The following is a 24,200-nucleotide window of genomic DNA, read 5'->3' as shown; positions in this document are numbered from 1 at the left end:
CCGACGACCACGTTCAGCTCCGAAGGAGACACCGATGACCTCCACACCGAAGTTCGCTCACGTTGTGCTGCAGACCAGTCGTTTCGACGAGATGCGGGACTGGTACTGCGCCGTCCTCGACGCTCACGTGGTCTACGAGGGCCACGGCCTGTGCTTCATCACCTTCGACGAGGAGCATCACCGCGTTGCTCTGCTCGGCGCCCCCGTCGAACTGGCGCCGCGCAACCCCGGAGCCGCCGGCATGCACCACACCGCCTACACCTTCGACACCCTGCAGGATCTGCTCGACCGCTACGACAGGCTCAAGGCCGAGGGGATCGAACCGAAGGTGCCGATCCAGCACGGGGTGACCACGTCGCTGTACTACCAGGACCCGGACGGAAATTTCGTCGAACTGCAGATCGACAACTTCGCCACCCCGGAGGAGGCGACCGAGTACATGCACGGGCCGGAATACGGCAACAACCCCGTCGGTGTGTCGTTCGTCCCCGAGTTGATGCGTGAGGCGCTCGCGATGGGCACCCCGGTCTCGGAGATCACCACCCATGCCTGGGCTCTCGAGACCAGCCCCCATCTGCCCGATCCGATGGTCGCGCTCACCAGCTGACCCGACGGTCTCTACCGATACCGACACTCGATCGTCTCTCGAAGGACTCGTTCTCATGCGTGTGGCAAATCAATCCGGCCGGCTCACCCTCGTCGCGGACGGACGCGGCGTCGACGTCGAAACCGCCAGCGCCGGGCGCTTCTCCGCAGATCCCCAGCAGATCTTCGAGCGCTGGGACGAGTTCGTCTCGTGGGCCCGGACAGTGGACTTCTCCGATGCTGCTTCGGTGATCGAATCGGAGCTGCACGCTCCGGTTCCCCGGCCGGGCCAGATCTTCGCCGTCGGCGTGAACTACGCCGATCACGTCGAGGAATCCGGCCTCGAACTCCCGGATGCGCCCTTCGTGTTCACGAAGTTCCCCGCCGCGATCACCGGACCGTACGACACCATCGAACACCCCGGCGGCTCGGTGGACTTCGAGGTCGAACTCGTCGCGGTCATCGGTAAGGAAGCCCGCCACGTTCCCGTCTCGCAGGGCTGGGACCACGTCGCCGGCCTCACCCTCGGTCAGGACCTCTCCGAACGCAAGTTGCAGTTGTCCGGACCGCCGCCGCAGCAGTTCGCCCTCGGCAAGTCCTTCACCGGCTTCGCGCCGATCGGCCCCGTGCTGGTCACCCCCGACGAGTTCGCCGATCGTGACGACCTCGAGGTGAGCACCGTGCTCTCGGGTGAACTCATGCAGAAGTCCCGCACCCGGCATCTGATCTTCCCGATCCCGGTCCTGGTGTCCTACCTGTCGTCGATCGTGCCGCTGCGTCCCGGCGATCTGATCTTCACCGGCACCCCCGCGGGCATCGGCTTCACCCGCGAGCCCAAACGGCTCATCGGCACCGACGACGAACTCGTCAGCTGCGCCGAGGATATCGGCGAGATGCGCCACCGCTTCGTCGCCACCGGCCGCCCCCACCCTCTCACCACGGTTTCCAGGAGCACGCACCATGTCTGACATCACCGTTCCCGTACTCGTCGTCGGCGGCGGCGGCTGCGGCCTGACCACCTCGATCCTGCTGTCCGAGCACGGCATCGACCACCATCTCGTCGAGCGGCACACCGGCACCTCGCCGCTGCCGAAGGCGCACTACCTCAACCAGCGCACCATGGAGGTGCTCCGGCAGTACGGCGTCGCGGACTCGATCTACGAGGTCGGCACGCCGCCGAAGAACATGGGCAAGACCCGCTGGGTGACCTCCCTGGGCGGCGACGGCGAACTCGACGGCCGCACCCTGTTCACCCTCGACTCCTTCGGAGGCGGGGGCCTCGAGAACAAGTACGCCGACGACAGCCCGTGCCTGTCGAGCAACTACCCGCAGGTGCGGCTCGAGCCGCTGCTGCGCGCGCACGCCGAGCGGCGCGCACCGGGCTCGATCCACTTCCACCGGGAACTGGTCTCGTTCACCCAGGACGACGACGGCGTCGATGCGGTCATCCTCGACCGGGACACGCAGCAGACCTACACCGTCCACGCCCAGTACCTGGTCGCCGCGGACGGCGGCAAGACCGTCGGACCCGAACTGGGGGTGACGCTGGAAGGCCCGACCGGGATCCTGGACATGGTCAGCACCCATTTCACCGCGGATCTGTCGCAGTACTGGGAAGACGACGTGCTGATCACCTGGCTGGTCAACCCGGAAGGGGCCGGCTCGTGGCACAGCGGCGCCATGGCCGCGATGGGACCGACCTGGGGCAAGCATTCGGAAGAGTTCGTCATCCACTTCACCTTCCGTCCGGACGATCCCAACCGCTTCGACGAAGAGGCGATCGTGCCCCGGCTGCGGGAACTGCTCGAGCTGCCCGACCTCGAACCGAAGGTGCACAAGGTCAGCCACTGGATCCTCGAAGGGGTCCTCGCCGACAAGTACCAGGTCGGCCGGATCTTCCTCGCCGGGGACGCCGCCCACCGGCACCCCCCGACCACCGGTCTCGGGCTCAACACCGCCATCCAGGACGCCCACAACCTGGTGTGGAAACTCGCCGCCGTCCTGCGGGGGGACGCCTCCCCCGCGCTGCTCGACACCTACGAACCGGAACGGCGCCCGGTGGGCATGCGCAACGTCGACTGGGCCATGTTCACCTTCCTCAACCACATGGTCATCGACGCCGGCCTCGGGCTGAGCCCCGATCAGCCTCTCGAGGTTCGCACCCAGGTGTTCCGCGACTTCTTCTCCGACACCCCGATGGGCGAAACCCGCCGGGCGCGGGCGTTCGAGGTCGCCAACACCCAGCGCACCGAGTTCCAGGCGCACGACCTCGAGATCGGCTTCGCCTACCAGGACGGCGCCCTGGTGCCCGACGGCAGCGACGCTCCGCCGCGGGACCCGATGGGCAGCGTGTACTTCCCCACCACCCGCCCCGGCCACCGACTTCCCCACGCCTGGATCGAGCACCACGGCCGCCGGGTCTCCACCCACGACCTCACCGGCACCGACACCGCCTTCGTGCTCGTCACCGGCGCCGAGAGCGAGGCCTGGGTGACCGCGGCCGACACGGTCGAGAAGAAGTTCGGGATCCGTATCAAGGTCGTCACGATCGCCGACGGCGCCGACTACACCGATCCCACCGGCCGATGGAACGAACTGCGCGAGATCGCAGAAGACGGCGCGATCCTGGTCCGCCCCGACAACCACGTCGCCTGGCGCAGCGCCGAACGCGTCACCGATCCTGCCGACGAGCTCGCCCGCACCGTCGGCACCCTCCTGTCCCGCTGAATCGACGCCGTCCCGGCGACCGACCCCGCGCACTCACCAGCGCATGCCTCGGTCGGTCGCGGGGGTGGCAGACCAGTCGAAAGGAAACCCCCACCGATGTCCGGTCCCGAGCCCGAACTGTTGTGGTCTCCCGCTGCCGAGCGGGTCGCCGCCTGCCGGATGTCGCGGTACCAGCGCTGGCTCGCCACCGAAAAGAACGTGCGCACCACCGATTACCGGTCGCTGTGGCACTGGTCGATCACCGACCTCGACGGGTTCTGGTCCTCGATCTGGGAGTACTTCGACGTGTCGGCCTCGAACCCGGGCTCGGTGGCCCTGGCCGAGCCTCGGATGCCCGGAGCGCAGTGGTTCCCCGGGGCGCGGCTGAACTGGGCGGAGAACCTGCTACGGCACATCGACGCCGACGGCCCGGCAATCGTCTCGCTCGACGAGAACGGCCACCGATCCGAGATCGGGCGGGCCCAGCTGGTGTCCCAGGTCGCCAATCTCGCCGCACAGTTCCGCGCCATGGGGGTGCGTCCCGGCGACCGGATCGCGGCGGTGCTGCCGAACATCGCGCCGACGGTGGTCGCGGTGCTCGCCGCGGCCAGCGTCGGCGCGGTGTGGTCGTGCTGCGCCCCGGACTTCGGTCTCAAGGGACTGCTGGACCGGTTCACCCAGATCGAACCGACCGTGCTCATCGGCATCGACGGCTACCGGTTCAACCACAAGACCGTCGACCGCCGTGCCCTGCTCGCCGAGCTGCAGACCCAGCTGCCCACCGTCGCGCACACCGTCCTGGTCCGCACCCTCGACAGCACGACACCGCTTCCCGACGGTGTCCTCGATTTCGCCGAGCTGATCACCGGGGACGCGGAGCCCCGGTACGAGCAGGTGCCGTTCGACCATCCCCTGTGGATTCTCTACAGCTCCGGCACCACCGGACTGCCCAAGGGCATCGTGCACTCGCACGGCGGCATCCTGCTCGAATCCCTCAAGGCCAACGCGCTGCACTACGACCTCGGCCCCACCGATCGGGTGTTCATCGCCGCCAGCACCGCGTGGGTGGTGTGGAACATGCTCGTCGACGCCATGGTCACCGGCGCGACGATCGTCACCTACGACGGCAGCCCCACCGCCGACGGCCCGGACACCCTGTTCCGTATCTGCGGGAAGGAACGCGTCACCCGTTTCGGCACCGGAGCCGCCTACCTGACCTTGTGCGAGAAGGCCGGCGCCACCCCGGGTGCGGACGTCGACCTCGGCTCGCTGCGGTCGATCATGAGCACCGGCTCCCCGCTGCCCGAGTCCACCTGGACCTGGGTGTACGAGGCGGTCGCGTCCGATGTGCACCTCGGTTCCGACAGCGGAGGGACGGATGTGGCCACCGCGTTCGTCGGCGCCAATCCCCTCCAGCCGGTGTACACGGGCGAGCTGCAGGGGCCGTGCCTCGGTGTCGCAGTCGAGGCCTGGAATGCCGACGGAGAGCCGGTCACCGACGAGGTCGGGGAGATGGTCATCACCGCGCCGATGCCGTCGATGCCGATCTACTTCTGGAACGACCCCGACGGTCACCGCTACCACGACGCGTACTTCGACACCTTCCCCGGAGTGTGGCGGCACGGCGACTGGATCACCATCACCGGCCACGGCAGCTGCCGGATCCACGGCCGCTCCGATTCGACCATCAACCGCGGCGGTGTGCGGATGGGCTCGGCCGACATCTACCAGGCTGTCGAAGCCCTCCCCGAGATCGCCGACGCCCTGGTCATCGGCGCCGAACTCCCCGACGGCGGCTACCACATGCCCCTGTTCGTCGTGCTCCACGACGGTCACGACCTCGACGACGCCCTCGTCGACAAGATCCGCACCACCATCCGCACCGAGGTTTCACCGCGTCACGTGCCCGACGAGATCGTCGACGTCCCGGCCGTACCCACCACCCGCACCGGCAAGCGCCTCGAGGTGCCGATCAAGAAGCTCATCCAAGGGGCGTCGCCGGAGAGTGCACTGAACCGGGCCACCGTCGCCGATACCGATGCCTTGGACTGGTACATCGACTACGCCAACGCCTTTCACCGCTCTCGCCAGACACGACATCAGTGAGGACTGCCGTGACCGACACCGTAGAGAACCCTGCACCCCACCGGCTCGAGCCTGTCGAAGAACGGGCACTCGAGGCGTTGTTCACCGCGGCGCGGACCGCGAACTCCTTCGCACCCATCCCGGTGTCCGACGACCAGCTCACCGAGATCTGGGAGTTGGCGCGGTGGGCACCGACGGGGGCGAACACGCAACCGCTGCGAACAGTGTTCGTTCGCAAGGAATCCGGGCGCGATCGTCTGGTCACCCACATGAACGACGGCAACAAGGCCAAGACCGCTTCGGCTCCGGCCACGGCGATTCTCGCCGTGGACACCCGGTTCCACGACCATATGGGCACCCTGCTGCCGTTCAAGCCCGAACTCGGGCAGCTCTACGAATCGAACGAGGCAGTCCGGTCGGCCACCGCCCAGCTGAACGCGGCGCTACAGGCCGGCTACTTCATCCTCGCCGTGCGGGCTCGCGGTCTCGCGGCCGGGCCGATGAGCGGCTTCGACGCCGCCGCCCTCGATGCGGACTTCTTCCCCGACGGGCAGTGGCGGTCGCTGCTGGTCGTCAACATCGGACACCCCGGTGAGAACCCTTGGTTCGAGCGGCTTCCGCGGCTCGAGCACAGCGAGTGCCTGCGCTGGGAGTGATCGTGGATTGCTTACTCCGCGAGGGTGTCGAGCAGTGGCCGCACCCGGTAGTCCACCATTTCGCGCATCACCAGGGCCGTGGTGGTGCGTTTGACGCCCTTGATGTTCAAGATGTCCCCGGCGATGCGATACAGATCGTCGGCGTCCCGGGCCGCGACGTGGACGAGCAGGTCGGCGACACCGCTGAGGCCGTGCACTTCGAGGACCTCGGGTATCGCGTCGAGTGCGGCTCCGACGCGGTCGAGTTTGCGCTGGGTGACGTTGGTGAGCACGTACGCCTGCAGCGGATACCCGAGGATGGCCGGGTCGACGCGGCGTTCGAACGAGCGCAGCGCCCCCGCCTCGTCGAGCTTGCTCAGGCGTGCTTGAACAGTGTTGCGGGACAGACCTGTTCGATTGGCCACCGCCAGGACGGTGGCACGTGGGTCGTCGGACAGGGCGGTCAGGATTCGCGCGTCGATCCGGTCGGCTCGGTGTGTGCTTGGCACAGTGCCCACCTCCCTCTCGTCCACACCCGCCGGCGGGGTGCATAATGCTCAATTCTTGGTTCCAGTATTGCGCAAACAGACACCCACTGGTGGACTGTTGTCACACCCCGCAGGTCGGGCAGCCTCCCAGACACGATCCGGTCGGCCTCCCGATTCCTTCGCCGCTCGGCCCCTTCTCATCCGTCGCCGGCCGAGCCGGCTCCCCCCGGCGCCCGATGCAGTAGCCCTGCCCGGTTCCGCGTTGTTGTCTTCAAGGAGAGTTCCGATGTCCCAGCCCGTGTCCTTCGACTCCGTGACCTCGTACCCGACCGGCCAGGTCGGTGCGTGCGAGGACCTCGCCGCCCTCGAGGCGATCCGGCAGCGGGTGTTGTGGCTGTCGACGTCGATGATCCACCACGCCAACCGGGTCCGCCCCAACCCCACCGGCCTGAAAGTCGGTGGCCATCAGGCGTCCTGCGCGTCGATGGTCTCGATCATGACCGCCCTGTGGTTCGAGCACCTGCGTCCCGGGGACCGGGTCTCGGTCAAACCCCACGCGTCTCCGGTGCTGCACAGCATCAACTATCTGCTCGGCGAACTGGACGAGAAGTACCTGACCACCCTGCGCGAATTCGGGGGCCTGCAGTCGTATCCGAGCCGGGCGAAGGACCCGGACACGGTCGACTACTCCACCGGGTCGGTCGGGATCGGTGCCACCGCCCCGATCTGGGGTGCGATGGCCCGCCGCTACGTCGACACCCACCTCGCCGGCACCGGCCGGGGCCGGCAGTACTCGCTGGTCGGCGACGCCGAACTCGACGAGGGCGCGGTGTGGGAGGCCATCCTCGACCCCGGTATCGCCGACCTCGGGGAGGTGGTGTGGATCGTCGATCTGAACCGCCAGTCCCTGGACCGGGTGGTGCCCAACATCGCCGCCCGCCGCCTGGAGAAGATGTTCGACGCCGCCGGCTGGCAGGTCGTCACCGTCAAGTTCGGCACGCTGCTCGAAGAACTGTTCACCCGACCCGGCGGGGACGCGCTGCGCACCCGCATCCTGGACATGCCGAATCCGGAATACCAGCGGCTGCTGCGCTGCACCCCGGCCGAGGTCCGCGACCGGCTGCCCGGCGACGGTGTCGGCAGCGCCCAGGTCGCCGAGCTGATCGCCACCCTCGACGATGCGACCCTGACCGCCGCGGTCCGCAACCTCGGCGGGCACGATCTGCAGGCCCTGTCGCAGGCGTACCGGCAGATCGACGACACCCGCCCCACGGTGATCATCGCCTACACCATCAAGGGCTACGGTCTGCCCACCGAAGGGCACCCGCAGAACCACTCCGCGCTGCTGACGGTCGACGAATACACGCAACTGGCCTCGGGTTTGGGAATGGACCCGCAGCACCCGTGGGGCCGGTTCGCGGCCGACACCGCGGCAGGACAGCTGTGCCGGGCCGCCGCCGACCGGCTGCGGCGCGACCCGGTCCCGGCGCTGCCGGCCCTGACGCTGCCCACCGACATCGGCCGCACCCCCAAGGGCACCGCCACCACCCAGGCCGCCCTCGGCCGGGTACTGCTGGACCTGACCCGCGAAGCCCCCGAGGCCGCCGGGCGGGTGGTCACCGTCAGCCCCGACGTCAGCTCCACCACCAACCTCGGCGGCTGGGTGAACAAGGTCGGGGTGTGGTCGGCGGCCGAGCGGCACAACTGGTTCGCCGACGACGCCGAGACGATCATGCACTGGAACGAACGCCCCACCGGCCAGCACATGGAACTCGGCATCGCCGAAACCAACCTGGTCGGGCTGATCGGCGAACTCGGCGCCACCTGGAGCCGCTGGGGCCAGCCGCTGCTGCCCATCGGGGTGCTCTACGACCCGTTCGTCGAACGCGCCCTCGAGCCCTGGTCGTACGGCATCTACGCCGGCGGACAGTCCATCCTCGTCGGCACCCCCTCCGGGGTCACCCTCGCCGCCGAGGGCGGCGCGCACCAGTCGATCAAGACCCCCTCGATCGGTCTCGAACAACCCGGCTGCATCAGCTACGAACCGGCCTTCGCCCTCGACGTCGAATGGACCCTGCTCGCCTCCCTCGCCCGGCTCGGCCGCCCCGACGGCACCTCGGCGTACCTGCGGCTGTCGACCCGCCCGGTCGATCAGACCCTCGCCGCCGTGCCCACCGACCCGGCCGCGCGCGAACGCCGCCGCCGCCAGGTCGTCGCCGGCGGCTACCCGATCCGGCGCCGCGAGGGCGCGCAGGTGACGATCGTGGCGATGGGCGCGATGCTCACCGAGGCGCTCGCCGCCGCGGACCGGCTCGAGGCCACCGGGGCGCGCGCCGACGTGCTGTGCATCACCAGCCCCGGACTGCTGTTCGAGGCCTGGCAGGCCCGCCAGGGCCGCGGCCGCGGTGAGAGCTGGATCCTCGATCAGCTCTTCCCCGCCGACCGCGCCACCCCGATGGTCACCGTCCTCGACGGCCACCCCCACACCCTGGCCTTCCTCGCCGGCATCAACCGGGTGCGCAGCACCTGCCTCGGCGTCAGCCGCTTCGGGCAGGTCGGTGGGCTCGACGACGTCTACCGCTACCACGGCATCGACACCGACAGCATCGTCGCCGCCGCCCTCGACCTCCTTCCCTGACCTGGCACCGTTCCCGCATCACCGGAGACAGAAGAGACCCCCATGACCACCGGACAACTCACCGGCACCACCGTGCGCATGCCGGCCCTCGGCGAGGGCGTCGACGAGGGCACCGTCACCCGCTGGCTCAAACAACCCGGCGACCACGTCACCGCCGACGAGCCGCTGCTCGAGGTCGCCACCGACAAGGTCGACACCGAAATCCCCGCGCCCGTCACCGGTGTCCTGCAGCGGATCCTCGCCGAGGAGAACGACGTCGTCACCGTCGGCACCGACCTGGCCGTCATCGCCGCACCGGGCACCGGATCGGCGCCCACACCCCCTGCGCCACCCCTCCCGGCGCCCGCTGCGGACCCGGCATCCCCGGCTGCGGCGGCGCCCCCGGTTCCGGGGGCGACGGCTCCTCCCCTGCGGCCGTCGCCCCCGGCACCTCGGATTCCTGCCCAAGATGCATCCTGGCCACAGGACCACGCCGGTTCAGACGGGTCGACGGTGGAGAAGCTGCCCCGCATCCGCCGCACCATCGCCCGGCGAATGGTCGACTCGCTGCAGACCGCCGCGCAGCTGACCACGGTGCTCGAGGTGGACGTCACCGCGATCGCCCGGCTGCGGGCCGCCCACAAGGACGACTTTCTGCGGCGAACGGGGATCAAGCTGTCGTTCCTGCCGTTCTTCGCCAAGGCCGCCGTCCATGCGCTCGCCGAGCACCGGGTTCTCAACGCCTCGCTGAACACCGCGGTCACCGAGGTCACCTACCACCACCACTGCCACCTGGGCATGGCGGTCGACAGCGACAAAGGGCTGATGGTGCCGGTCCTCCGCGACGCCCACACGCTCGGCATCGAAGGACTCGCCCGGGCCGTCGCCGACAAGGCCGAGAAGGTCCGCACCGGCACCATCTCCCCGGACGAACTGACCGGCGGCACCTTCACCCTCACCAACACCGGCAGCCGCGGCGCCCTGTTCGACACCCCGATCCTCAACCAACCCCAGACCGGCATCCTCGGTGTCGGCGCCGTCGTCGAACGACTGATCCCCACCCGAGCCGACGGTGAACTCCGCATCGACGTGCGCTCGATGGCCTACCTGTCGATCACCTACGACCACCGCATCGTCGACGGCGCCGACGCCGCCCGCTTCCTCACCACCGTCAAGAACACCCTCGAACACGGCTTCACCACAGCCGACCTGACCTGATCGCCCACCCGGAAGGAGCACACATGCGCCCGGACGATCGCGCGATGCTGGCATTCGCCGCCAAGTGGTCCCCCTTCGGCGGAGGAGACGAGCACATCCTCCCCGAATTCGGGCTCACCCCCGCGGTGTTCTACCGACGTCTTCTGGCGATGGTGACCACCACTCCGACGGATGAGGTGGATTTCGCGACCCGTACATTCCTACGACAGTTCTGCGTCTCGAAGCTGTCCCGTTCGACGCGACCCGCACGCCCCGCCTTCGACAAACCGATCGCTCCGCCCGAGGTTCGCCTGTCCCAGGCGACCGTAGAGAAACGCCCGTGAACACGACCACCGCCGCCACGGCAGCCGAACCCCACAACGACCACCTCATGCTCGCTCAGGGGAACCGGCCGTTGTTCGACGAATCCGATGAACCGGTCTCGTCGGAGGACCCGGTCTCGTCGGAGGACACAACCGCATCCTGATCGTCTCTGCCGGCGAAACCGGCACGAGGAACGCCGCGCCCATGCGTCGACGTCCCCCGAGAACGACGAGGGGGAGGTTGCCGGCGACGTGTCGCGGCAACCTCCCCCTCGGGGCGAAGAACCTACACCAGCAGCTCGGCGATCTGAATGGTGTTGAGGGCGGCGCCCTTCCGCAGGTTGTCCCCCGAGACGAACAGCGCGAGACCGCGGCCGTCCGGCACACCCGGATCCTGCCGGACCCGGCCCACCAGCGACGGATCCTGGCCGGCGGCCTGCAGCGGTGTCGGAACGTCCACGAGGCGCACGCCGGGGGCGTTCGCGAGCAGTTCCTTCGCGCGCTCCACCGACAGCGGGCGTTCGAACTCGGCGTTGATCGACAGCGAGTGGCCGGTGATCACCGGCACGCGCACGCAGGTACCCGACACCAGCAGGTCCGGCAGTCCGAGGATCTTGCGGGACTCGTTGCGCAGCTTCTGGTCCTCGTCGGTCTCGCCGCTGCCGTCGTCGACGAGCGAACCCGCGAGCGGCAGCACGTTGAACGCGATCGGCGCGACGTACTTGTCCGGAGCCGGGAAGTCGACGGCGCTGCCGTCGTGCACCAGCTTCTCGGCATCGCCGATGACGGCGCGCGCCTGGCCGAGCAGTTCGTCGACGCCGGCGATGCCGCTGCCGGATACGGCCTGGTAGCTCGAGACGATCAGCCGCTGCAGTCCGGCCTCGTCGTGCAGGACCTTGAGCACCGGCATCGCGGCCATGGTGGTGCAGTTCGGGTTGGCGATGATGCCCTTCGGCGGGTTCTTCGCCTCCTGCGGGTTCACCTCGCTCACGACGAGGGGAACCTCGGGATCCTTGCGCCAGGCCGAGGAGTTGTCGACCACGACCGCGCCGGCGGCGGCGAACCGCGGCGCCTGCGCGCGCGAGAGGGTCGCACCGGCCGAGAACAGGGCGATGTCGATGCCCTTCAGATCCTCGTCGGAGGTCGCCGCGGCGTCCTCCACGACGATCTCCTCCCCGCGGAACGGCAGCTTCTTGCCGGCCGAGCGGGCCGAGGCGAAGAAGCGCACCTTGTCGGCGGGAAAGTTGCGCTCCTCGAGCAGGGTGCGCATGACGATGCCGACCTGGCCGGTGGCACCTACGACTGCGATGGTGGTCATGATCTACCGTCCCGTTCCGGCGTGGACGACGGCTTCCTCGTCGCCGCCGAGTTCGAAGGCGGCGTGCAGGGCGCGCACCGCGTCGTCGAGTTCGGTGTCGTCGACGAGCACCGAGATGCGGATCTCCGAGGTGGAGATGAGATCGATGTTGATGCCCGCGTCCGCGAGGGCCTCGCAGAACTTCGCCGTGACGCCCGGATGGCTCTTCATTCCGGCACCGACGAGCGAGACCTTGCCGATGTGGTCGTCGAACAGCACCTGGGTGAAGCCGATCTCCTCCTGCTGCTTGCTCAGCAACTCCACGGCACGTGGGCCGTCGCTCTTCGGCAGGGTGAAGGTGATGTCGGTCTTGCCGGTCTCCACCTTGGAGATGTTCTGCAACACCATGTCGATGTTGATCTCGGCCTCGGCGACGGCGCGGAACACCTTCGCGGCGTAGCCGGGAGTGTCGGGCAGGCCGACGACGGTGACCTTGGCCTCGCCGCGATCGTGCGCGACGCCGGTGATCAGAGCCTCTTCCACGGGGATGTCCTCCATCGATCCGGACACGATGGTGCCGGGCTTGGTGGTGTACGACGAACGAACGTGCACGGGCACGTTGTAGCGGCGGGCGTACTCGACGCAGCGCAGCATGAGCACCTTCGCGCCGCAGGCCGCGAGCTCGAGCATCTCCTCGAACGAGACCTTCTCGAGCCGCTGCGCGTCCTTGACGATGCGCGGGTCGGCGGTGAAGACGCCGTCGACGTCGGTGTAGATCTCGCAGACATCGGCGTCGAGCGCCGCGGCCAGGGCCACGGCGGTGGTGTCGGACCCGCCGCGGCCGAGGGTGGTGATGTCCTTGCTGTCCTGGCTCACGCCCTGGAAACCGGCGACGAGGACGATGCTGCCCTCGTCGAGCGCGGTCCGGACGCGGCCGGGGGTGACGTCGATGATCTTCGCGTTGCCGTGGCTGCCCGTCGTGATCACGCCGGCCTGGGAGCCGGTGAACGAGCGTGCCTCGGCGCCGAGCGAGTGGATCGCCATCGCGACCAGGGCGTTGGAGATGCGCTCACCGGAGGTGAGGAGCATGTCCATCTCACGCGCCGGCGGGGCGGGGCACACCTGCTGAGCGAGGTCGAGCAGCTCGTCGGTGGTGTCGCCCATCGCCGACACGACCACGACGACGTCGTTGCCCGCCTTCTTGGTCTCGACTATCCGTTCAGCGACGCGCCGGATCCGTTCGGCCGTCGCGACCGAGGATCCTCCGTACTTCTGGACGACGAGTGCCACGCTGGCGAACCTCCGGGGTCTTGGGTGCAAGTCCAGGGGACCAGCTTACCGATGCGGCCCGAAGGGATGCGGCCCGACCTGCCCCGACCCGCCCCGCCCATCTGGCGGCAACCTCGGCAGCAGACCGTAATCGCCGGGCCCGAACGCGATCTCGGACGGCAACGGCAGCGGCGGGCGGGAGGGCCGGCGGACGCTGCAGGTCCGCGCGGCGGGACGCGGGTCCGCGCGGCGGGATGCGACCGGCAACGGCCGCTCGGGACGAGCGGCTCAGCCCGCGACGGTCGTGCGCAGCAGCATGACGTTGTAGTCGCTCCAGCGGGACGCGACGAAGTAGAGGTCGTTGCCGCTGGACCACGGGTGGATGTACGGCGCGTACAGGCCGCTGATCTGGGCACTGGTGACGAGCACGCGCGGCGCGCTCCACGGGCCCTCCGGCCGCGCGCTCGTGCGCATCTCGATCCGGCCGCCTTCCTCGTTGCCGTAGAGGAGGACGAAGGTGCTGCCGGTCCAGTGCACCGACATCTCGCCGACCGGGCCGTCGACGACGGGCACTGCCGCATCGATTCCGCCGAGCACCCAGCCGGTGCCGGTCCAGAACTCGTAGGCGCCGAGGTCTCGGATCTGCGCCTCGGGCACGCGGGAGACGTAGGCCGGTCCGAAGCGGCCGTTGGGCGTGCCGAAGTCGTAGACGTAGCCCTCGTGCTTGACGTACGCGTGCTGCTGGAACCCGGCGTTGCCGACGGCCAGCTGCTGGACGCCGGGCACCTCCACCGGTGTGTTGATCCGCGCGGTGGCCGGGTCGACGGTCCACGTCTCACCGTTGTCGGTCGAGTACGCGAGGGCGGAGGCGTTGGTCCACCATTCCCCGGGCTCGCCCCAGGCGCGCACCGACATGAAGTTGATGTACTGGGTGCCGCCGACGGCGACAGCGGCGGTGGGCACGACGGTGGTCTCGACCCCGTCGATGCCGATGCTGCCGAGGATCTCCCGGGCGAAGTTCGGGTCGGAGGCGAGCACCGGTGCGCCGGAAGAGGGATCGCCGGGGCGGGGCTCGGGCACGGCGATGCCGTCCGACAGCTCGGTGTCCGCGCTGCGCATGAGGATGTTGCGGCGCCATTCGTCGCCCTCGACCGAGCAGTCGCCGAAGGTGTCGCCGAAGGCCATGAGCACCTGGCGGCCGGGTCCGGTTTCACCGTTGTCCCACATGATTCCCAGATCGGTACCCGAGACGGAGAACCGGGTGTCGGTCCGGTTCGGGCTGCGCGGCCCGGTGACCCAGGCGACGGTGCGGGTGGGACCGGAGGTGATCGTCGGGAGCGGTCCCTGTGGTGTCCCGGCACCGGGGTTGCTGCTGCCGAAGCCGCTGCTTCCGGGTCCGGAATTCCCGCAGGGTTCGGCGTGGGCGGTGGCGGCGAACGGCACCGCGCAGCCGAGCGCCAGCAGCAGCGCGGAGGTGAACGTCGTCGCCGACCGGACCGCGCTCATGAACTCTCCTCCCGTCCGGGTGACCGGATCGCGTCTTCCGCAGGACTTCTGTGACAGGTGATTCTCATGTGACGAATGAGGTCAACGTATTGGACCGGCACGGACCGCGGCGGGGCCCTTCGTATCGATCGGGTCACGTTCGCGCGGGCCCGGCTGTTCGGGATCGGTTTCGAGATCGTTTATGGAATCCCTCACCTCCGGGTGGGCTCCGGCGGGGCCGGCGAGTACACTGCCTGGCATGCAGCGCGCGCTTCTCCTCGGCCGCCGCGGCGGGATCTGACCAGACCGGCTTCCCGTCGCGGGGTGTTGTCGCGCCGGTCGTATCCTCATCCGGACTCACCGGTCCCCATTTTTTGGAGCTACGTCATGTCACCCGCCGACGCATTCACCTCCGGCTCGCGCACGATCACGCCGCCGAGCAAGCCCGCCCCCGCCGATCAGCCGGCGTGGAACAAGCAGAAGAACTCTTCGATGCCGACCTACCGGTACCGGCCGTTCGCCGAGGAGGTCGAGCCGATCACGCTGCCCGACCGCACCTGGCCGGACAAGATCATCGACCGGGCGCCCGCCTGGTGCGCGGTGGACCTGCGTGACGGCAACCAGGCGCTCATCGACCCCATGAGCCCCGCCCGCAAGCGGCGCATGTTCGACCTGCTGGTACGCATGGGCTACAAGGAGATCGAGGTCGGCTTCCCGTCGGCGAGCCAGACCGACTTCGACTTCGTCCGAGAGATCATCGAGGACAACGCGATTCCCGACGACGTCACCATCCAGGTGCTGACGCAGGCCCGCCCCGAGCTGATCAAGCGCACCTTCGAGGCGTGCGCCGGGGCCCACTCGGCCATCGTCCACTTCTACAACTCGACGTCGATCCTGCAGCGTCGCGTGGTGTTCCGGGCGGACAAGGACACGGTCAAGAAGATCGCCACCGACGCGGCCGAGCTGGTGCTCGAGGAGGCGAAGAACCACCCCGACACGAACTGGCGGTGGGAGTACTCCCCCGAGTCGTACACCGGCACGGAACTGTCGTATGCCAAGGAGGTGTGCGACGCGGTCGTCGACACCCTGGGCGCGACCCCCGAGAACCCGGTGATCATCAACCTGCCGGCCACGGTCGAGATGGCCACGCCGAACGTGTACGCCGACTCGATCGAGTGGATGCACCGCAACCTGGCCAAGCGCGACTCGATCATCCTGTCGCTGCATCCGCACAACGACCGCGGCACCGGTGTCGCGGCGGCCGAACTGGGCTACCAGGCCGGCGCCGACCGCATCGAGGGCTGCCTGTTCGGCAACGGCGAGCGCACCGGCAACGTGTGCCTGGTGACCCTGGGCCTGAACATGTTCAGCCGGGGCGTGGATCCGCAGATCGACTTCTCCGACATCGACGAGATCCGCCGCACCGTCGAGTACTGCAACCAGCTGCCCGTGCCCGAGCGGCACCCCTACGGCGGTGACCTGGTCTACACCGCCTTCTCCGGCAGCCACCAGGACGCCATCAACAAGGGCATGGACATGATGAAGGCCGACGCCGATGCCGCGGGCACCGACGTCGACGACCTGACCTGGGCGGTGCCGTATCTGCCCATCGACCCGAAGGACGTGGGCCGCAGCTACGAGGCCGTGATCCGGGTCAACTCGCAGTCCGGCAAGGGCGGCGTGGCGTACATCATGAAGCACGACCACGGCCTGAACCTGCCGCGACGGCTGCAGATCGAGTTCTCGCAGGCGGTACAGCGCGTCACCGACGGTGAGGGCGGCGAGGTCAGCCCCAAGGAGATGTGGGACATCTTCCACGAGGAGTACCTGGCTCCGACCACTCCGCTCGAGCGGATGCGGCAGAAGGTCACGGCGGCCGAGACCGACGACGGCACCGACACCGTCACCGCGGTCGTGAAGTACCACGGCAAGGAACAGGAGATCACCGGGTCCGGCAACGGTCCGCTCGCGGCCTTCGTCGACGCCCTGGAATCCCTGGGCTACCAGGTGGCCGTCCGCGGCTACGCCGAGCATGCCATGTCGGCCGGCGACGACGCCCTCGCCGCCGCGTACGTCGAAGCGGACGTGACCCGGCCCGACGGCGTCACGGCCCTGGTCTGGGGCGCCGGCATCGCACCGTCCATCACGACGGCCTCGCTGCGCGCGGTGGTGTCGGCGGTGAACCGGGCGCACTGAGCCCTCCGGGTCCCGCGAACGCCGGTCGATTCGGCAGGAATTCGGACGAATGCGGCGGTACTCTTCCCCGGGGAGTGCCGCCGCATTCCGCGTTTTCCCACCTCGCGCGTGCCCCACGAAAGGGAGCGTCACATGGATTTCTGGGACATCATCTGGTTCATCATCATCAGCTTCGCGTTCATCGCGTACCTGATGGTGCTCTTCTCGATCATCGGCGACCTGTTCCGCAACCACCAGCAGTCCGGCTGGATCAAGGCGATCTGGATCGTCTTCCTGATCTTCCTGCCGTTCCTCACCGCCCTGATCTACCTGATCGTCAACGGCAAGGGCATGGCCGAGCGGTCCGCACGGGAATACGCCCAGGTCAAGCAGGCCCAGGACAGCTACATCCGCGAGGTCGCCGGCAAGTCCCCCGCCGAGCACATCGCCGACGCCAAGGCGCTGCTCGACGCGGGCACCATCACCGAAGCCGAGTACCAGGCTCTCAAGGCCAAGGCGCTGTCCTGACCATCTGCTGCCTGCCGGAACGAGAACGTTAACGCCTCTCCTTCCTGAAGGCAGGAGATTCCCGGCTCAGACCGCAACCGCACCACCACCCGGAGGGAGGACGGCGCTTCCTCTCCCTCGTGAACGAGGGAGTATCCGCGCCGCACATCAGATGACACCGGATCCGGTGCTGGTCGACCGCGACGGCCCGGTCACGACGATCGGGATCAACCGTCCGGGGGTCCGCAACGCCGTCGATCGGGCGACGGCCGAGGCGCTGGCCGCCGCCTTCCGCGCCTTCGACGCCGACGACGGCGCGGCGGTCGCCGTGCTGCACGGCACCGGCGGCACCTTCTGCGCCGGCGCCGACCTGAAGGCGATCAGCGAGGGACACCCGAACCGGGTCGCCCCGGACGGGGACGGGCCGATGGGCGTGTCGCGGATGCGGCTGTCCAAACCCGTCGTCGCCGCGATCTCGGGGCACGCCGTCGCCGGCGGGCTCGAACTGGCCCTGTGGGCCGATCTGCGCGTCGCCGAGGAGGGGGCGGTCCTGGGCGTGTTCTGCCGCCGCTGGGGCGTGCCGCTGATCGACGGCGGCATGGTGCGGCTGCCGCGGCTCATCGGCGAGAGCCGCGCGATGGATCTCGTCCTGACCGGCCGTCCCGTCGACGCCGGCGAGGCGCTGAGCATCGGGCTGGTCAACCGGCTCGTTCCCGCCGGTCAGGCACTCACCGCGGCCCGCGCCCTCGCCGCCGAGATCGCCGCCTTCCCGCAGACCTGTCTGCGCCGGGACCGCCTCTCGCTGCTCGAGCAGCACGGGCTCGACGAGGACCAGGCGTTGCTCAACGAGTTCCGGCACGGCGCGGTCTCCCTGGCGCACGACACGCTCGAGGGCGCGTCCCGGTTCGCCGGCGGTGCCGGGCGGCACGGCAGTTTCGGTGAGCCCGGCACCTAGCCGTCCACATCCCCGCCGTCCCACACCACGTGCCCGTCCGCCCGCATGCGGGCACCCGGCGCCGCCTCGTGCGCCAGTAGACGGCCGTCGTGCATGAGGTGCTCGACGTCGTGGCCGAACCGCAGCACGACGACGTCGGCGACGAGGCGGCGGTGGCATCGCCACCACACGCTCTCGCTGCACATCATCGCGGTCCGGCGCCGCGCGGACTCCTCGAGCAGCCCGTCGAGCGCGTCGGCGAACTCCTCGGTGCGGGTGTGGGCGGCGTAGGCGGCGAACTGCTCGACCCGCCACCACGAGTCCTCGGGCGTCGTCCCGGCGGGGAGCCGTCGCCGGCCGCCGAGTCGCCGCTCGAGCCGGTAGCCGATGCCGGCATCGGCCAGCCATTGCGTCATCGCGTCGCTCGACAGGTCCGGGTTGCGCCGGCTGCCCGGGAAACGCCGGACGTCGACCAGCGACTCGACGCCGGCGGAATGCAGCAGCTCGGCCAGTTGCGTCCGGTCGAGCCGTCCGTGCCCCACGGAGAGCAGCATCGCGACGATTCCTCCCTCGGGTCGGGTTCCCTCCGGCATACCTGCCCCTCCGGCATACCCACCGGCGGCTACCGCATGCCCGCGCCCGCGACCGGCGCGTGCCGGCAGCCCCCCGGCGACGCGATCGGCAGTTCCTCGAACCGGCCGTCCGGAAGGCGCAGGTGCACATGCACCGCACCGGCGACCACCCCCAGCGGCTCGCGACCGAGCAGACGCGCGAGCACGTACGTCGCGCTCAGGCTCGTCACGTCGCGGATCACGCCCAGCGGCAGCAGCGAGCCCGTCTCGGCGAGCACCTCGCGTTCCCCGGCGCGCAAGACCAGCCGCAGGCCCGGTGCGATGCCCTGGACGGCGAGCGAGACCGCGACGTTGTCCCGGTCGTCGGACCCCACCGCGGCGAGCGCGACCGCCCGATGGACCCCGACCCGCTCGAGCAGCCGGCGGTCGCCGCCGTCGCCGACCACGGCGGGGATATTCAGGTCGCGCACCAGTCGCAGGTTGCGCGCATTCGTGTCCCGCTCGACACCCACCACCGGGATGCCGAGGTCCCGCAGCTCCCGGCACAGCCGCAGACCCACCTGCCCGAGGCCCACGACGATCACGTGCCCGGAGCGGGGCAGCGATCGCGGGCCGAGCAGCGCGGTCAGGCGCGGACCCAGCAGCCGGTCCACCACCCCGGCGGTGAACATGGCAGTGAACACGATCGTCGCCAGCATCGCGGTGGACGCGATCGCGGCGTATGCCTCGTTGCCGTGCGGGTCGGCCGCCGGTCCGACCGTGGTGACCACGCGGACCGCCTCGTGGAACGCGTCGATCGTTCCCTTGCCCTCCCCGAAGGTCAGCCAGGCCCAGTCGCCGAACAGCACCGCAGCCAGCCCGAGCAGCCCGGCGAGCAGGATGCGGGTGCCGGTCTCGTGGGTGCGCAGCACCGCGGTGAGTTGCCCGGCCCACCGCTGCCACGCCATGCGGCGCGGCACCGCGACGGGCACCTCGTCGAGCACGTCACCGGCCGCGCGGATGCCGCGCGGTCCGCGGGTGGAGGTCACCGCCAGCAGGTCGGGTGCCACGCACGGCCCGGCCAGGGACGCCACGGCCAGGTCCGCCGGCGACGTCACGTCGCACTGCGGCAGGAACCGGGCGAGCTGATCGCCGATCGTGCGGTCGAAGATCGTCGCGACCATCGGGGCGTCCGGCTGCAGGTGCGCCGCGGCGAGCGCGTACCGCAGCGCCACCACGTCGTCCTGCAGGAGCACCGCGATCCCGGCGACCGGCGGCCGGTCCAGTAGGGCCCGCAGCTCGTCGTCGTCGGGCCGGGGCGCATGCCGCACGGTGCAGCCCAGGACGACGAGCGAGGCGCAGACCCGGCGCGCGACCGTGGTGTCGCCCACCACGACGTACGTCCCGGTGTTCCCGCTGGTTGTGTCCGCATCCGCCACGGCGACCACCTCCCCGCCCCAGGGGACCACGCCACCTGCGCGGATGCATCCGGCACCGCGGATGCTGTGAGCGATTCGCCCCGGCGCAGCGGCGTGTGACGGCGCGGACACGGCGGCGCTGCGGCGACGCCGGCGCCGCTGTGGAAAACTCGCGACGTGGGTACAAGCACTCGAATCACCGGGCGCGGGCGGCTGGCGCTGCGCGCGGCGAAGGCCGCCTCGTGGGCCTCGCAGAAGGCCGGGCGCGGCAAGGGCTCGATGATCGGCGGTCTCGTCGCGCTGAAGATCGATCCGCGGCTGATGGAGCAGCTCGGGCGCGGACGACGCACCGTCCTGGTGACCGGCACCAACGGCAAGTCCACCACCACCCGGATGACGGCGGCGGCGCTGGAGACGATGGACTCCGTCGCCACCCAGGCCGACGGGGCGAACATGGACGCCGGCATCGTCGCCGCGCTGGTCGCCAATCAGGAGGCGCCGCTCGCGGCGATCGAGGTCGACGAGTTGCACACCCCGCACGTCGCCGACGCCCTCGACCCCGAAGCGATCGTGCTGCTCAATCTGAGCCGCGACCAGCTGGACCGGGTGGGCGAGATCAACATGATCGAACGCAAGCTGCGGGCCGGTCTCGAACGGCACCCGGACGCGGTGGTCGTCGCGAACTGCGACGACGTGCTCGTCACCTCCGTCGCCTACGACCATCCGAACGTGGTGTGGGTGGCGGCGGGCGCCGGCTGGTCGGGCGACTCGGTCAGCTGCCCCCGCACCGGCGAGCCGATCCTGTGGGAGGACGGGCACTGGCGCAGCACGGGATCGGATTTCGCACGGCCCGAACCGGATTGGTGGGTCGACGACGACAATCTCTACGGCCCGGACGGGCTGGTGCTGCCGATGACGCTGACCCTGCCGGGGCGCGCCAACCGCGGCAACGCCGCGCAGGCGGTGGCCGCGGCGGTCGCCCTCGGCGCGGATCCGGCCGCGGCCGTCGCCGCCGCGGGTGTCGTCGAGGAGGTCGCCGGCCGGTACAAGACCGTGCAGGTGGGTCCGCATTCGGTGCACATGCTGCTGGCGAAGAATCCGGCCGGATGGCAGGAAGCCCTGTCGATGATCGACCCGACGGTCGACGGTCTGGTCATCGCGGTCAACGGGCAGGTGCCCGACGGGGAGGACCTGTCGTGGCTGTGGGACGTGCGGTTCGAGCACTTCGAGGGCGTGCAGGTGGTGGCCTCCGGCGAACGCGGTACCGACCTGGCCGTGCGGCTGACCTACGCCGGGGTCGAGCACACGCTGGTGGCGGATCCGGTCCGGGCCATCGCGTCGTGCCCGCCCGGACGGGTCGAGGTCCTGGCCAACTACACCGCGTTCCGGGATCTGAACACCGCCCTGGCGAAGGGAGCCGCGCATGTCTGAGTCCACCGTGCGGATCGGGCTCGTGCTGCCCGACGTGATGGGCACCTACGGCGACGGCGGCAATGCGCTGGTCCTGCGGCAGCGCCTGCGGATGCGCGGCCACGATGCCGAGGTCGTGTCGATCAACCTGACCGACCCGGTGCCCGACTCCCTGGATCTCTACACCCTCGGCGGGGCCGAGGACTCGGCGCAACGCCTCGCCACGCGACACCTGCAGCGACATCCGGGACTGCAACGGGCGGCCGGACGGGGGGCTCCGGTCCTGGCGATCTGCGCGGCGATCCAGGTGCTCGGCAACTGGTACCAGACGTCGGCGGGCGAGCGCGTCGACGGCGTCGGCCTGCTCGACGTGACCACCGCTCCGCAGCAGACCCGTGCCATCGGCGAGGTCGTGACCACTCCCCTCGTCGAGGGGCTGCACCTGCCGTTGACCGGCTTCGAGAACCACCGCGGCGGAACGACTCTGGGGCCGGAGGCTCGTGCCCTGGGCCGGGTCACCCGGGGTGTCGGCAACGGCGTGGGCGACGGCGTCGAGGGCGCCGTGCAGGGTTCGGTGATCGGCACCTACATGCACGGACCGGTCCTGGCCCGCAACCCCGAACTGGCGGATCTGCTGCTGGCACGCGCGCTCGGCGTGGACTCGCTGCCGCCGCTGGATCTGCCGGAGGTCGAGCAGTTGCGGCGTGAGCGGCTGGCCTGACCCGCCGTCCGTGAACACCCCGCGTCCGCGAACACCCCGGACAGGGGTTCGGCCCGGGAAATCGCTTTCGCGTTCACCGGGCCGGATCTCTGCTTCACGAGCCTCTGTCGTCCTCGGACGTCTGCTCGATTCGCACTACCGATGTTATCTGCATCACACCCCGAATGCAAGGGCGGGAACTCAACGGCGTCCCTTCATCTCGCGCGTCTCGCGGCGATGCTGGTCGACGACGGTGCGGGCCAGTTCCGCCACCTTGACGTTGACCTGCTGCGACGTCCGGCGGAGCAGCTCGAACGCCTGATCGTCGGAGATCTTGTTCAGTGCCATGAGAAGACCGACCGCTTTGCCGATCTCCCGGTTGCTCTCGATGCCGTTGCGCAGTGAGGCAATGTCCTCGCCCCGGGACGTGGCGGCGACGGCAACGGCCGCGAAGGCGGCCAGGACGCTGGCGTGGGTGGCGGCCGCGAGGTCGAAGGCCCCCGCCGTATCGGAGAACAGGTTCAGCGACCCGACCTTGCGGTCGTCGACTCGCAGGCGGAACCCCATCGCTCCACGCACGGGCGTCTGCGTCACGATGCCGGGAGCCAGATGCGGCCACTGCTCGGAGACGTTCAGGTCCGGCTCGATCTGAGCGGCGTCCTCCTCGATCGCGTCCAGGCACGGTCCCTCGCCGGTCGCGCGCTCGAGGTCGTCGACGTGCCGCGCGACGTCGTCGGAGGCACCGACGGTGACGTACGCCTTACCTTCCCGCAGCATGAGACTGGCATGGTCGCAGCCGGGCACCAGCATCGTGGCGGCCACGCAGATCGCCGTGTACGTCTCCGCAGGGCCCGCGCCGCGGTAGACGATCTCGGCGAGTGCGGTGAACACCGTCGCCGGATCGGCCGTGGACTGACCGTTCTGCATGTGCGCTCCTCGACCTCGTCGCCGCGCTTTCGACGCGGGGCTCGGATCGCCATTCAACCAGACACGCCGGAACGGCCGGCGCGTCGCGGGGAGCGCGGAGCCGCCTCCTACGTGCGGATCGCGGGCGATCGCGCGGACCCCTGAGCACAGTTGGACATCCGCTCGAGTAGCGCACGCCGCTGTGATGGGGTACAACACATCGGCATTGGTTTTGTGAACCAAGTCACGAATTGCTTGCAGGGGGATAAACCGAATATGACAGGCACGGCAACGCGCCACCACACCTCACGCTACGAGGACGTCCGGAGCGCCCCGATGGTGCTCGTGTCCCACACCGGCTCGTCGACGCCGGGGTGGCGCGCCGCTCTCGGGCACACGCTCGGCGCCGCCGTCTCCGTCGGCGCCGCAGCCCTCATGGTCACCGGCCTGACCGCGGTCGGTGCGACCACCACCGTCACGGGTCTCGTGTCCTTCCTCCGGACGAACTGACCGTCCCGGTCGACCGAGCCCCGATCATCCCGACATCACAGACAGGAACACCACCACACATGCACACCTCCGCTGTCGCCGCGCCCCGTCGCTCCATGAGCACCGAGGAGATCAAGGCCCGCATCGAGGCCATGTTCGCGGACCGCGACCAGCAGGAGCGCCCGACGGCCGACTGACGATCGGGCCGCACGTCGAGAGGAGAAACCGATATGAACGCGAACGTGGTCGAGCTACTGCTGCTGCTCGGTGCCGCACTGGGCGGCACCGCAGCCCTCGAGGCCTACCTGGTGCGATCGGATTCCGCGCATCCGCACGTGTCCGACGACCTGGTCCGCCCGCCCAGGTACTGACGCGAGACCGCCCGTCCGGAAGACTCCCTTCCGGACGGGTCTTCTCATCCCC

At 69.7% G+C, this 24,200-nt stretch carries 23 protein-coding genes; 16 read left to right on the top strand and 7 right to left on the bottom strand.

Features of this window, described 5'->3' with window-relative positions; translation table 11 throughout:
- Positions 1 to 34: 34 nt before the first annotated feature.
- The 5 genes from QNA09_RS26545 (at position 35) to QNA09_RS26525 (ending at position 6,032) form a co-directional block, all read left to right on the top strand.
- Positions 35 to 607, top strand: a complete 573-nt coding sequence (locus tag QNA09_RS26545; protein WP_064065595.1) for a VOC family protein — start codon at positions 35 to 37, stop codon at positions 605 to 607.
- 55 nt (positions 608 to 662) lie between these two features.
- Positions 663 to 1,553: a fumarylacetoacetate hydrolase family protein gene (locus tag QNA09_RS26540; RefSeq protein ID WP_248957452.1), complete on the top strand. Its 891-nt coding sequence runs from the start codon at positions 663 to 665 to the stop codon at positions 1,551 to 1,553.
- Positions 1,546 to 3,312: an FAD-dependent monooxygenase gene (locus QNA09_RS26535; protein ID WP_064065594.1), complete on the top strand. Its 1,767-nt coding sequence runs from the start codon at positions 1,546 to 1,548 to the stop codon at positions 3,310 to 3,312. The genes QNA09_RS26540 and QNA09_RS26535 overlap by 8 nt, the downstream gene beginning before the upstream one ends.
- Positions 3,313 to 3,408: 96 nt before the next feature.
- The gene (locus QNA09_RS26530; protein WP_059175036.1) at positions 3,409 to 5,397 is read left to right on the top strand and encodes an acetoacetate--CoA ligase; all 1,989 of its coding nucleotides are present in this window, start codon (positions 3,409 to 3,411) and stop codon (positions 5,395 to 5,397) included.
- Between the two features lie 8 nt (positions 5,398 to 5,405).
- Entirely contained in the window at positions 5,406 to 6,032 is a 627-nt protein-coding gene (locus QNA09_RS26525) for a malonic semialdehyde reductase (protein WP_017681849.1), read from the top strand.
- Between the two features lie 11 nt (positions 6,033 to 6,043).
- Here QNA09_RS26525 and QNA09_RS26520 read toward each other — a convergent pair whose 3' ends face one another.
- Positions 6,044 to 6,520, bottom strand: coding sequence for an Lrp/AsnC family transcriptional regulator (locus tag QNA09_RS26520; protein WP_026138030.1), 477 nt, complete (start codon positions 6,518 to 6,520; stop codon positions 6,044 to 6,046).
- A gap of 265 nt (positions 6,521 to 6,785) precedes the next feature.
- Here QNA09_RS26520 and QNA09_RS26515 point away from each other — a divergent pair, with 265 nt between their 5' ends.
- From QNA09_RS26515 to QNA09_RS26500, 4 genes are read left to right on the top strand one after another with little or no spacing between them, the layout of a single operon-like run.
- Positions 6,786 to 9,137, top strand: coding sequence for a transketolase C-terminal domain-containing protein (locus QNA09_RS26515; protein ID WP_017681847.1), 2,352 nt, complete (start codon positions 6,786 to 6,788; stop codon positions 9,135 to 9,137).
- Positions 9,138 to 9,179: 42 nt separating this feature from the next.
- Positions 9,180 to 10,334, top strand: coding sequence for a dihydrolipoamide acetyltransferase family protein (locus QNA09_RS26510; RefSeq protein WP_203011376.1), 1,155 nt, complete (start codon positions 9,180 to 9,182; stop codon positions 10,332 to 10,334).
- Between the two features lie 23 nt (positions 10,335 to 10,357).
- A complete protein-coding gene (locus QNA09_RS26505) occupies positions 10,358 to 10,657 on the top strand; it encodes a hypothetical protein (protein ID WP_017681845.1) in 300 nt (99 codons plus the stop codon).
- On the top strand, positions 10,654 to 10,800 hold the full coding sequence (locus QNA09_RS26500; RefSeq protein WP_156525141.1) for a hypothetical protein: 147 nt from the start codon (positions 10,654 to 10,656) through the stop codon (positions 10,798 to 10,800). Before QNA09_RS26505 ends, QNA09_RS26500 begins: the two co-directional genes overlap by 4 nt.
- A 122-nt stretch (positions 10,801 to 10,922) precedes the next feature.
- Here the strand turns inward: QNA09_RS26500 and QNA09_RS26495 are convergent, their stop codons facing one another.
- The 3 genes from QNA09_RS26495 to QNA09_RS26485 form a co-directional block, all read right to left on the bottom strand.
- On the bottom strand, positions 10,923 to 11,954 hold the full coding sequence (locus tag QNA09_RS26495) for an aspartate-semialdehyde dehydrogenase (RefSeq protein ID WP_248957450.1): 1,032 nt from the start codon (positions 11,952 to 11,954) through the stop codon (positions 10,923 to 10,925).
- Positions 11,955 to 11,957: 3 nt separating this feature from the next.
- On the bottom strand, positions 11,958 to 13,223 hold the full coding sequence (locus tag QNA09_RS26490) for an aspartate kinase (RefSeq protein ID WP_003935350.1): 1,266 nt from the start codon (positions 13,221 to 13,223) through the stop codon (positions 11,958 to 11,960).
- A gap of 267 nt (positions 13,224 to 13,490) precedes the next feature.
- A complete protein-coding gene (locus tag QNA09_RS26485; protein WP_010594959.1) occupies positions 13,491 to 14,708 on the bottom strand; it encodes a DUF4185 domain-containing protein in 1,218 nt (405 codons plus the stop codon).
- 366 nt (positions 14,709 to 15,074) lie between these two features.
- Here QNA09_RS26485 and leuA point away from each other — a divergent pair, with 366 nt between their 5' ends.
- The 3 genes from leuA to QNA09_RS26470 all read left to right on the top strand — a co-directional run bounded on the left by leuA (position 15,075) and on the right by QNA09_RS26470 (position 18,324).
- Entirely contained in the window at positions 15,075 to 16,883 is a 1,809-nt protein-coding gene (gene leuA, locus QNA09_RS26480; protein WP_040273612.1) for a 2-isopropylmalate synthase, read from the top strand.
- Between the two features lie 132 nt (positions 16,884 to 17,015).
- Complete coding sequence (locus tag QNA09_RS26475) at positions 17,016 to 17,390, top strand: SHOCT domain-containing protein (protein ID WP_010594957.1); 375 nt, start codon at positions 17,016 to 17,018, stop codon at positions 17,388 to 17,390.
- A gap of 151 nt (positions 17,391 to 17,541) precedes the next feature.
- Positions 17,542 to 18,324, top strand: a complete 783-nt coding sequence (locus QNA09_RS26470) for a crotonase/enoyl-CoA hydratase family protein (protein ID WP_308072164.1) — start codon at positions 17,542 to 17,544, stop codon at positions 18,322 to 18,324.
- Here the strand turns inward: QNA09_RS26470 and QNA09_RS26465 are convergent.
- Positions 18,321 to 18,857 carry a DUF488 family protein gene (locus QNA09_RS26465; RefSeq protein WP_026138029.1) on the bottom strand — a complete coding sequence of 179 codons (537 nt, stop codon included), beginning with the start codon at positions 18,855 to 18,857 and terminating at the stop codon, positions 18,321 to 18,323. The genes QNA09_RS26470 and QNA09_RS26465 overlap by 4 nt on opposite strands.
- A gap of 68 nt (positions 18,858 to 18,925) precedes the next feature.
- Complete coding sequence (locus tag QNA09_RS26460) at positions 18,926 to 20,293, bottom strand: TrkA family potassium uptake protein (RefSeq protein WP_048773682.1); 1,368 nt, start codon at positions 20,291 to 20,293, stop codon at positions 18,926 to 18,928.
- A gap of 156 nt (positions 20,294 to 20,449) precedes the next feature.
- Here QNA09_RS26460 and QNA09_RS26455 point away from each other — a divergent pair, with 156 nt between their 5' ends.
- Both QNA09_RS26455 and QNA09_RS26450 read left to right on the top strand, forming a co-directional pair.
- Entirely contained in the window at positions 20,450 to 21,703 is a 1,254-nt protein-coding gene (locus tag QNA09_RS26455; protein WP_010594952.1) for a Mur ligase family protein, read from the top strand.
- The gene (locus QNA09_RS26450; RefSeq protein ID WP_010594951.1) at positions 21,696 to 22,403 is read left to right on the top strand and encodes a type 1 glutamine amidotransferase; all 708 of its coding nucleotides are present in this window, start codon (positions 21,696 to 21,698) and stop codon (positions 22,401 to 22,403) included. The genes QNA09_RS26455 and QNA09_RS26450 overlap by 8 nt, the downstream gene beginning before the upstream one ends.
- 180 nt (positions 22,404 to 22,583) lie before the next feature.
- On the opposite strand, the gene QNA09_RS26445 is transcribed toward QNA09_RS26450, so the two are convergent.
- Complete coding sequence (locus QNA09_RS26445; protein ID WP_010594950.1) at positions 22,584 to 23,309, bottom strand: ANTAR domain-containing protein; 726 nt, start codon at positions 23,307 to 23,309, stop codon at positions 22,584 to 22,586.
- A gap of 255 nt (positions 23,310 to 23,564) precedes the next feature.
- On the opposite strand from QNA09_RS26445, the gene QNA09_RS26440 reads away from it, so the two are divergent.
- Positions 23,565 to 23,798 (top strand): hypothetical protein, encoded by a 234-nt coding sequence (locus tag QNA09_RS26440; protein WP_099528127.1) that lies wholly within the window; start codon positions 23,565 to 23,567, stop codon positions 23,796 to 23,798.
- A 209-nt stretch (positions 23,799 to 24,007) separates the two neighbouring features.
- Complete coding sequence (locus QNA09_RS26435) at positions 24,008 to 24,148, top strand: hypothetical protein (protein ID WP_017681531.1); 141 nt, start codon at positions 24,008 to 24,010, stop codon at positions 24,146 to 24,148.
- Positions 24,149 to 24,200: the final 52 nt, after the last annotated feature.

Source organism: Rhodococcus sp. AH-ZY2, from assembly GCF_030916465.1.
Lineage (GTDB): Bacteria > Actinomycetota > Actinomycetes > Mycobacteriales > Mycobacteriaceae > Rhodococcus > Rhodococcus ruber.
The sequence above is the reverse complement of the archived record's forward strand: the minus strand, read 5'-3'. Positions and strand labels throughout refer to the sequence as shown.

What these genes read in the sequence shown, in the direction of transcription:
- QNA09_RS26530 (WP_059175036.1), top strand. Translation starts at nt 3,409, where the DNA reads ATGTCCGGTCCCGAGCCCGAACTGTTGTGGTCTCCCGCTGCCGAGCGG.
- QNA09_RS26450 (WP_010594951.1), top strand. Translation starts at nt 21,696, where the DNA reads ATGTCTGAGTCCACCGTGCGGATCGGGCTCGTGCTGCCCGACGTGATG.
- QNA09_RS26535 (WP_064065594.1), top strand. Translation starts at nt 1,546, where the DNA reads ATGTCTGACATCACCGTTCCCGTACTCGTCGTCGGCGGCGGCGGCTGC.
- QNA09_RS26470 (WP_308072164.1), top strand. Translation starts at nt 17,542, where the DNA reads ATGACACCGGATCCGGTGCTGGTCGACCGCGACGGCCCGGTCACGACG.
- leuA (WP_040273612.1), top strand. Translation starts at nt 15,075, where the DNA reads ATGTCACCCGCCGACGCATTCACCTCCGGCTCGCGCACGATCACGCCG.
- QNA09_RS26435 (WP_017681531.1), top strand. Translation starts at nt 24,008, where the DNA reads ATGAACGCGAACGTGGTCGAGCTACTGCTGCTGCTCGGTGCCGCACTG.
- QNA09_RS26445 (WP_010594950.1), bottom strand. Translation starts at nt 23,309, where the DNA reads ATGCAGAACGGTCAGTCCACGGCCGATCCGGCGACGGTGTTCACCGCA.
- QNA09_RS26505 (WP_017681845.1), top strand. Translation starts at nt 10,358, where the DNA reads ATGCGCCCGGACGATCGCGCGATGCTGGCATTCGCCGCCAAGTGGTCC.
- QNA09_RS26475 (WP_010594957.1), top strand. Translation starts at nt 17,016, where the DNA reads ATGGATTTCTGGGACATCATCTGGTTCATCATCATCAGCTTCGCGTTC.
- QNA09_RS26515 (WP_017681847.1), top strand. Translation starts at nt 6,786, where the DNA reads ATGTCCCAGCCCGTGTCCTTCGACTCCGTGACCTCGTACCCGACCGGC.
- QNA09_RS26495 (WP_248957450.1), bottom strand. Translation starts at nt 11,954, where the DNA reads ATGACCACCATCGCAGTCGTAGGTGCCACCGGCCAGGTCGGCATCGTC.
- QNA09_RS26540 (WP_248957452.1), top strand. Translation starts at nt 663, where the DNA reads ATGCGTGTGGCAAATCAATCCGGCCGGCTCACCCTCGTCGCGGACGGA.
- QNA09_RS26485 (WP_010594959.1), bottom strand. Translation starts at nt 14,708, where the DNA reads ATGAGCGCGGTCCGGTCGGCGACGACGTTCACCTCCGCGCTGCTGCTG.
- QNA09_RS26440 (WP_099528127.1), top strand. Translation starts at nt 23,565, where the DNA reads ATGACAGGCACGGCAACGCGCCACCACACCTCACGCTACGAGGACGTC.
- QNA09_RS26545 (WP_064065595.1), top strand. Translation starts at nt 35, where the DNA reads ATGACCTCCACACCGAAGTTCGCTCACGTTGTGCTGCAGACCAGTCGT.
- QNA09_RS26510 (WP_203011376.1), top strand. Translation starts at nt 9,180, where the DNA reads ATGACCACCGGACAACTCACCGGCACCACCGTGCGCATGCCGGCCCTC.
- QNA09_RS26465 (WP_026138029.1), bottom strand. Translation starts at nt 18,857, where the DNA reads ATGCTGCTCTCCGTGGGGCACGGACGGCTCGACCGGACGCAACTGGCC.